The organism is Candidatus Micrarchaeia archaeon, assembly GCA_041650355.1.
Taxonomy (GTDB): Archaea; Micrarchaeota; Micrarchaeia; order Anstonellales; family Bilamarchaeaceae; genus JAHJBR01.
Genome location: JBAZLI010000050.1, coordinates 1 through 7352, shown reverse-complemented (window position 1 = coordinate 7352; position 7352 = coordinate 1). Strand labels below are relative to the sequence as shown.

The 7352-nt window shown below is 55.6% G+C and carries 9 protein-coding genes; 5 read left to right on the top strand and 4 right to left on the bottom strand.

Features of this window, described 5'->3' with window-relative positions; genetic code table 11:
• On the top strand, positions 1 to 313 hold a 313-nt coding region (locus WC488_03925; protein ID MFA5077547.1), incomplete at its 5' end, for a phosphoribosylglycinamide synthetase C domain-containing protein.
• Positions 310 to 1548, top strand: coding sequence for a transglutaminase-like domain-containing protein (locus WC488_03920; protein ID MFA5077546.1), 1239 nt, complete (start codon positions 310 to 312; stop codon positions 1546 to 1548). The genes WC488_03925 and WC488_03920, both read left to right, overlap by 4 nt.
• A 6-nt stretch (positions 1549 to 1554) precedes the next feature.
• Here WC488_03920 and pcn read toward each other — a convergent pair whose 3' ends face one another.
• The gene (gene pcn, locus WC488_03915; protein MFA5077545.1) at positions 1555 to 2298 is read right to left on the bottom strand and encodes a proliferating cell nuclear antigen (pcna); all 744 of its coding nucleotides are present in this window, start codon (positions 2296 to 2298) and stop codon (positions 1555 to 1557) included.
• 169 nt (positions 2299 to 2467) lie between these two features.
• Here pcn and WC488_03910 point away from each other — a divergent pair, with 169 nt between their 5' ends.
• On the top strand, positions 2468 to 3196 hold the full coding sequence (locus tag WC488_03910) for a hypothetical protein (protein MFA5077544.1): 729 nt from the start codon (positions 2468 to 2470) through the stop codon (positions 3194 to 3196).
• Positions 3197 to 3249: 53 nt separating this feature from the next.
• On the opposite strand, the gene WC488_03905 is transcribed toward WC488_03910, so the two are convergent.
• Both WC488_03905 and WC488_03900 read right to left on the bottom strand, forming a co-directional pair.
• On the bottom strand, positions 3250 to 3873 hold the full coding sequence (locus WC488_03905) for an MBL fold metallo-hydrolase (GenBank protein MFA5077543.1): 624 nt from the start codon (positions 3871 to 3873) through the stop codon (positions 3250 to 3252).
• Between the two features lie 73 nt (positions 3874 to 3946).
• Positions 3947 to 5290 carry a site-2 protease family protein gene (locus tag WC488_03900; GenBank protein ID MFA5077542.1) on the bottom strand — a complete coding sequence of 448 codons (1344 nt, stop codon included), beginning with the start codon at positions 5288 to 5290 and terminating at the stop codon, positions 3947 to 3949.
• A 70-nt stretch (positions 5291 to 5360) separates the two neighbouring features.
• Between WC488_03900 and WC488_03895 the strand changes: the two genes are divergently transcribed.
• Positions 5361 to 5825: a multiprotein-bridging factor 1 family protein gene (locus WC488_03895; protein ID MFA5077541.1), complete on the top strand. Its 465-nt coding sequence runs from the start codon at positions 5361 to 5363 to the stop codon at positions 5823 to 5825.
• A 4-nt stretch (positions 5826 to 5829) separates the two neighbouring features.
• On the top strand, positions 5830 to 6867 hold the full coding sequence (gene fen, locus WC488_03890) for a flap endonuclease-1 (protein ID MFA5077540.1): 1038 nt from the start codon (positions 5830 to 5832) through the stop codon (positions 6865 to 6867).
• Positions 6868 to 6876: 9 nt separating this feature from the next.
• On the opposite strand, the gene WC488_03885 is transcribed toward fen, so the two are convergent.
• Positions 6877 to 7352: PHP domain-containing protein (locus WC488_03885; protein MFA5077539.1), on the bottom strand; the 476-nt coding region annotated here is incomplete at its 5' end.

The window sequence follows — 7352 nt, the reverse complement described above, 5'->3', positions numbered from 1 at the left end:
CAAATACCTGGTTCCAACCGGCTACCCTGAAAAGCCCGTCCAGGATTCCGAGATATCCGTGAACGAGAAGAAGATATGGGATTCAGGCGCCAAATACTATTTCGCCTCGGTGTACGAAAAGGAGGGCAAAACATACACGACCAGCTCCCGCGCAGTCGCAGTGGTGGGCACTGGAGCCTCCCTTCCAGAAGCAGAGGAAAAAGCAGAAGAGGCTGCCGCATGCGTTTCAGGCCCGCTCTGGCACAGGAGGGACGTGGGCACCCGCGCCCTTGTGCAGAAGCGTGTAGAGCACATGCAAAGGTTGCGCACATGAATCCACGCCTCATTCCGCTCCACCTATTTCTAATATTGCTCCTCCACTTCTCGTGCTCAGCTTCCGGCTATGCCAACATAACGGTTTCCAAGACCTGGACGATGGATGCAGACATTACACAAGTCCAGGACCTGAACCTCACCGGCTTCTTCATAGCCAACAACTCATTCCAGCGCGTGCTTTCAATACAGTCCAACGCGCAGCTTGGGCAGGAAGGCGAAACCCTCACCGTGCATTACAGCGGCCCGGCCGCAAACCGCACCGTGATTTATGCCCGCGCGCTGGTGGAGGTGCATTATCCGCAGGAATTCCAGTCCGACCCTGCGCTTCTCCCCTGCCAATCCCCCCAACCCATCAAAATATCCTCCATCGCATCCTCCCTTTCCTCGCCAACGCTCCTTCCCACCCTGGCCGCCATAACCGAATGGGTGTACAACAACCTCACATACGACATCGCGTACATGGGAAAACCCGCTACTCCTGAGGAAGTGCTCGCTTCCCGCACCGGCGTATGCACCCACTACGCTTCCATTGCCGCTGCTTTCCTGGACTCGCTCTGCATCCAGCACCGTATGGTTTCCGGCTACGCGATGCAGAACGGCACGTTCCAGCCCCACGCGTGGCTCGAAGCTGACATAGGGGAAAACGTGCCCATGGACCCCACGTTCGGGGAAGCCGGCCCGCTCTCCGCAGAGCGCATAATCTCATACTACTGGACCAACTCCCCGGACGACGTTGCGGATTCCCTTTCGTTCACGTGCTCCCACCAACCTGGGGTTTCAGGTTGCAATCCGGGCGCAGTTTCCATGGACACCAGCTTTTCAGCAGAAGTGCTCTCCTACAGGGATTTCGATGCGCTGGCCAAAATCGAACCCACTTACGAGCCTCAGTCCGGCCGCCTCTCAATGAACCTGTCCAACCCCAGCAGTAAAAATCTATTGCTCACCTACCGTTTCACGTCCGCCCCAAGCACGTACGGCCAGGACATGCGCGTCCTCTCCATCGGCCCTGCGCAGTCCCGCACATTCGCCTACCCGCTCGACACGTCCGAATTAGGAGACGGTTTTGCCTACACAATACCCTACCGCGCACAGGCCCAGGGCACGCAATGCGACCAATCCATCTCATTCTCCATGGCATCTGGCAGGGATTCAGGAAATCCGCTCTGCCAGCCGGCATTCCTTCTCCTCATCGTTTCCGCGTGCATCCTCTATTCCAGAAAATCAGCAAAATAAGCGCAGTCAGTCGCTCTCTATCCTCGGCGCCAGGTAGTATTTCACGCTTGCGCCGCCAATCTTATACTCTATCTTGAGCGGCCTGTCCGTCTCTATATGCACGGTTATCACTTCGCTGCTCGGGCTCGCCTTGGTTATGTCCTCGAGATACTGGAGTGGGAACGTCGCCTTCATGCTCCCTGTGGCCTTTATCTCGGCAATCTCGTTGCTGTCTTTTTCGAACTCCTCGTGCACGTCGCCGCTGTCGCCCTTCACTTCAGCGATGAAAGCGCCCGGGCTGAGCGCAAGCCTTATGTGCGAACTCACCAATTTTGCGTCCTTGAGCACTTCCCTGAACGCGTCCGCGTTTATCCTCACCAGGTTGTTGAACTCGATTTTGGGCTCCTTCTGCATCCCTTCCCCTATGTCCAGAATCGGAATCTTGAAGGTCCTCTTCTTCTTTTCCCCTATGAACCGTATCACGAACCTTCCGTCCTCGGCGCCGAGCTCCACCCTGTCCCCGCGCCCTCCCCTCGCAAGTACGCTCGAGAGCTGGCCTATGTCCAGCCCTATCTTCCTCTCCTCCTCAACGCTGAATTCCACGAACGCCTCCTTGGGCATCGCGAACGAAACCATGGATATCTGGGACGGGTCCATCGCCTTCAGGTAAAGCCCGCTCTTGCTTATTTCGAAAACTCCTTCCTCCACCAGGCTCGTTATCGCGTCAACCGAGGACTTGAATGCCGGCGCATCGCCTACTATAATCTTCATGATACCACCCTGTTTGCAAATTCTCCCGCACAGTTTTAAACCATTTGGGATTCTCCTGTTCTTCCCTGCCCGCCAGGGAAATGCACGCCCTCGAAAAACCCATAGCATCATTTTAATAGTTTTCCCTGGTATTAAAAACGACCGGCAGCGAGATGGCGACGTGATGGTTATGGCGGCATACGAACCAGTTATAACGGCACTCAAGGAGTACGCGGGGGACCCGACCCCGTTCCTGTACGCGATGTTCCTCAGGTTCTTCCTTTTCGCGATAGCTGGATTTTCCGCGCTCGCGCTCCTCCTCTGCCTTTCAACACTGCTTTCCTACGCAGGGATAATGGACAGGTTCGGCATGCCCATAATGGGCTTCGCGTTCCTCGCCTGCGCAGCCTTCGTCTCCTACTGCTGGGCCGCATTCAAAGGCGCCATGATAAAGAGCCTGCTGAACGCCGAGTCAGGGGCGATACACATGCGCGATTTCCTGCGCTACGCCGTTTCATCAGGCCCCAAATTCTTCTTCATATTCCTGGTCAACGCCTTCTTCATAATGCTCGCCAACGTCCCGGTAGTCGCGCTCATAGTGCTCCTCAAGCTCGACCCGCTCGGATTTCCCGGAATGCTTCTAGTCATCCTCGGGGTGATGATGGCACTGGTGATACGATTCGTATTCACGTTCTCCTACATCGCGGCCGCGGTGAAAAACCTCTCAGCATTCACTTCGCTGAAGAACAACCTCCGCTTCCTGGTCAAGAACCTGCTCCCAGTGTCTGCGCTCTACTTGATGTACGCGTTCGTCGTGGTGTCCCTGGTGATTCCGGTGCTCGACCTTTTCGTGCTGGTTTCGCTATATCCGACCCTGTACGTGCTCATGATAGACGTCTACAAATCAAGAGGATTTTAGTTTAAGGGGCATATTCCAAAATTAGCTCCCCCCTTAACAACCTCCCCTCTCAATCATGAAACAGCGTCCAGCACTACGACCCTGGTGCGCGGCGCGTTCTGCTCCACCAGCTTCCTGAAAAAAGTCGGGTCCGCCTTGGTCATCGGAACATAATTGTAATGCATCGGTATCGCTATTTTCGGCCCCAGGACCTTCACAGCCTCAACCGCCTCCTTCTCGTCCATCGTTGCCGTTCCACCTATGGGCAGAAGCGCGACATCGCACCTGTACCGCCTCATCTCCGCTATGAAATCAGTGTCCCCTGCGTGGTAAATCCTCGTCCCGCCCAAATCCAGTACCACTCCGCAACCCGAGTTCTTGTGGTGGAACGGCTTGCCGTTGTTGTACGCGTCCACGAACTCGATTTTCACATCCCGTATTTTGAGCGTGTTCCCTATCAAATCGCGCGCATGCCTGCACATTCCCGCATAAACCGTCTTCGCATCAGCTATCTTCGCGCAGTCCGCGCAATGGTCGTAATGCCCGTGCGTATGTATCACTATAGTCGCTTTCTTCTCTATAATACTAGGCAGCACGTAATTGTCTACATATACGCTCTCAGGGCCGTACTCAATAAGAAAGCTCGAGTGGCCGAACCAGGTTATGCGCACGCCCTGATACTCGAAAGAATTAGCCATCGGACCACCGCAATAAATTCGCGTCTGAATGTTTAATCCTTTGCATTCTTGCGCTTTGGTGAGGGGCGGTGCATTAGACTATCCACGGAAGGAAGTTCACCAGGAACGCAATTATGGCAATCCAGGAAATTACAGCAACCACTTTCTTCTGCTGCACGTTCACTTCCAATAACCTGTAGCCGTCAAAAAGCGGTATCGGGAGCAAATTAACCATCCCCACCACCACATTGAGCGAGAACGCCAGCCCGAGCAGGTTGTAAATAAACATGAGCCAGGGGCTCGCGTAATGCGCCATCAGGAAGCTGGAGGCCAAATCATAATACCGCAGTCCTCCGCTGTCCTTGAGCGTCAATTCGAAGCTTCCCTTACTCCCTTCAAAAACCAGCGTCTGATTAACGCTCACGTTAGTCGCATTGAGGAAAGCCGCGGCAGGCTGGCCGTTTATCGTGTAGACAACCTCCCCGCTGTGGTTTCCCCCTACCAGCAGTATCCCGATTTCCCTGTATGGCGCGGCCGCGAACAGGAATGCCACGAAAACCATGAACAGTGCAATCGCCGCGAAGAAATTCGCCGAACTGCCCGCGACCAGCACCCTGGTCTGTTTTTCCGCCGATGTTTTCTGGAGCGCCTCCTCGTCCGGCTCCACGAAAGCGCCTATGGGCACCACGCCCATGAGCACCACTCCGGAGGAAAGTATGCGCACCTTTGCAATAACTGAAAGTATCGCGTGCGCGCCTTCATGCACTGCAAGTATGAGCGCGAGCGCCACGATTCCCTCCACCAGCGGTATGTTTATCCCTGGCAGTATGAGCGTAGCGCCAGGCGCAGTCCCTGCAAGCGCCCCGGTCCCGAAAAACACGGTGCCTATGACCGCTGAAGCCACCACGTACGCGTAAATCAAAAGGCTCGAAAGCGCGACCAGCGCCAATCCCCCCAGGTACAGAAGCACGGTGGACGCGTAGCTTAGCAGATTGTTGCCGCCGCCTGCCTTCGAGGCAATCCCTTCGCCCCCTCCGATCAGTGTGAGCAGGAACTGGAACGCAGTAGGCGCTACAAAAATGGAAATAGCGCTCACGAACACCAGTCCAGCGAAAAGCACAGCCGCCCTTTCCTTGGGCGGCCTCTTGATTATGAAGTAGGAGAGCGCCCCGTACGCAATCACGGTCCCGAGGTCGGCGAACAGCTTCCACAGCCATTCCCTTCCCGCGGCCTTCCTTATCAGCTCCACCCCTGCCTGGCTCTTTATCATCAACATGCCCAAATCGTCTTTGATTCCGAGCCTCTTGGACAGAATCTTGCTTATGGTGAACATCGCGACAATCGCAATCAGGAATTTGAGGACCACGTGCATCTGCAGCCCCACTATGGCCGCGAGGAGCCCGACGCCGATAGCGAATATAATAACCAAATCAAACATAAGGGATAAAAGGATGAGGAGCTTTATATAATTATACTGGTTATGTTGGCCTGCGCGGCGCGGTGAGCACATGGAATGCGAGATATGCGGAAAAAGGGAGGCGGTGTGCCTTGTTTACCTGGAGGGTGCCAAGATGAATTCCTGCCAGGGCTGCTCCCGCGGCGGGAAAGTGCTGTATTTCTTCGATTCTGACTCGCCGATTCCCACCGCGGTCCAGCAGCGGCCCCGCAGCGAGGAAGAGATAGTAGACGATTACGGGAAAATAATCCGCGCAGCGCGCATGAAGCTCGGGCTCAGCTTAGAGGAACTAGGGATGAAGATAGCTGAAAAAGCGAACTACCTGGAGCACGTGGAGCGCCAGACCACGCTCCCGAGCCTCCCGCTCGCGCGCAAGCTCGAGAAGTTCCTCAAAATAAAATTGGTGGAAACCACCACTTCCATTACTTCCGAATCCGCTGCAATCCATGGCAAGAAGGAGCTCACGCTCTTGGACATGGCCGAGATGGACAGCATGGAAAAAAAGGCGAAGAAGTGAGCCCATGGGCGTGAATATAAGCGACCTGGTCCAGCGCCATCCGACCAATCTCGCGGCGCTGGGTGGGAAGACAGTCGCATTCGACGCATTCAACATCCTCTACCAGTTCCTCGCCTCGATACGCCAGGAGGACGGCACGCCGCTCGCGGATTTCAAGGGAAACCCGACAGGGCATCTTTCAGGCCTTTTTTACCGCAACGCCCGCCTTCTGGAGAACGGAATAAAGCCGGTTTACGTGTTCGACGGCGAACCGCCTTCCTTCAAGGCCGCCGAGATAGCCAGGCGCAAAGAGGTGAAAAAAGAAGCCGAAGCCAAATGGCGCGAAGCGCTCGATTACGGCAGGCTCGAGGAAGCCAAGCGCTTTGCCCAGGCAACCAGCCGGCTCACTCCCGCTATGGTTTCGGAATCCAGGGAGCTTCTTTCCGCACTAGGAATACCGTGCGTCCAGGCGCCCAGCGAGGGCGAAGCCCAGGCAGCGCACATGGCGATGACCGGCGCAGTCTACGCTTCAGCGTCCCAGGATTACGATTCCCTGCTTTTCGGAGCGCCCAGGCTGGTGCGCAACCTCTCCATAACCGGCAAGAGGAAAGTCCCGCGCCAGAACCGATTCGTGCTCGTGGAGCCCGAGGAAATAACCCTTAGCGAAGTCCTCTCCTCGCTCGGGCTCAGCCGAGAGGGCCTTGTTCTCATAGGCATCCTGTCCGGCACCGACTTCAACCAGGGCGTCAAAGGCGTCGGCCCGAAAACAGCCCTCAAAATCGTCCGCGAGAACGCCTCTCTAGCAGGGATAAAAAGCCGCGTAAAATCAAAATACAATTACGAATTCGAGGAAAACACCGAAGCCATACTAGATTTCTTCATGAACCCGCCGGTGAGCGAGCCTCCTCCGGTGAAACTCGGCAGGATTGACCGGCAGGGACTGACCGAACTCCTAGTGGGAAGGCACGATTTCTCCGAAGAGCGCGTGGACCGCGTCCTAGACAGCCTGGAAAAGGGCATGGTGGAAAAAAACTCCCAGAAAAAAATAGGCGAATGGCTCTAACAAGAATAATCAGAATTTGAGAATCCTCTTTGCCAGCGACACCGCAGTTGTCGCACCGCGAAGGCTCACTTTGGGTTTTTTGCCCACCACTTTTCCCTTGGCAAGCGCCTTGAGCAAACCTTTTGGTTCGGAAACGTCTCCTTCCGGGGCGTCCACGTACGCGTCCCCTATCTCCATCACGAAATGCGAATCCCCGCCCGCGCCCCTCGCCTTCCCGTGCTCTTTAGCGAATGCGAGCGCCTTCTCGTTCTGCCAGCCGAATACGCATCTCGGGTTGAACACTTCTATTATATCCACTTTTTCAGCCAGCTCCTTCCTGGAAACTCCGTGCCTCGTACTATCGTACATATGCGGCAGGTAGCTCAACCCCCCCTGCCCATGTATCCTGTCCAGCGTCTCCAGAAACGGCGTTTTCCTCGCAATCGGCTCGCTCAGGTAAAGCCCTATCAAATCCCCCTCGGCAGTCCCGACTTCCTCCCCAGGTA

What these genes read in the sequence shown, in the direction of transcription:
- WC488_03910 (MFA5077544.1), top strand. Translation starts at nt 2,468, where the DNA reads ATGGCGGCATACGAACCAGTTATAACGGCACTCAAGGAGTACGCGGGG.
- WC488_03920 (MFA5077546.1), top strand. Translation starts at nt 310, where the DNA reads ATGAATCCACGCCTCATTCCGCTCCACCTATTTCTAATATTGCTCCTC.
- WC488_03905 (MFA5077543.1), bottom strand. Translation starts at nt 3,873, where the DNA reads ATGGCTAATTCTTTCGAGTATCAGGGCGTGCGCATAACCTGGTTCGGC.
- fen (MFA5077540.1), top strand. Translation starts at nt 5,830, where the DNA reads ATGGGCGTGAATATAAGCGACCTGGTCCAGCGCCATCCGACCAATCTC.
- WC488_03900 (MFA5077542.1), bottom strand. Translation starts at nt 5,290, where the DNA reads ATGTTTGATTTGGTTATTATATTCGCTATCGGCGTCGGGCTCCTCGCG.
- pcn (MFA5077545.1), bottom strand. Translation starts at nt 2,298, where the DNA reads ATGAAGATTATAGTAGGCGATGCGCCGGCATTCAAGTCCTCGGTTGAC.
- WC488_03895 (MFA5077541.1), top strand. Translation starts at nt 5,361, where the DNA reads ATGGAATGCGAGATATGCGGAAAAAGGGAGGCGGTGTGCCTTGTTTAC.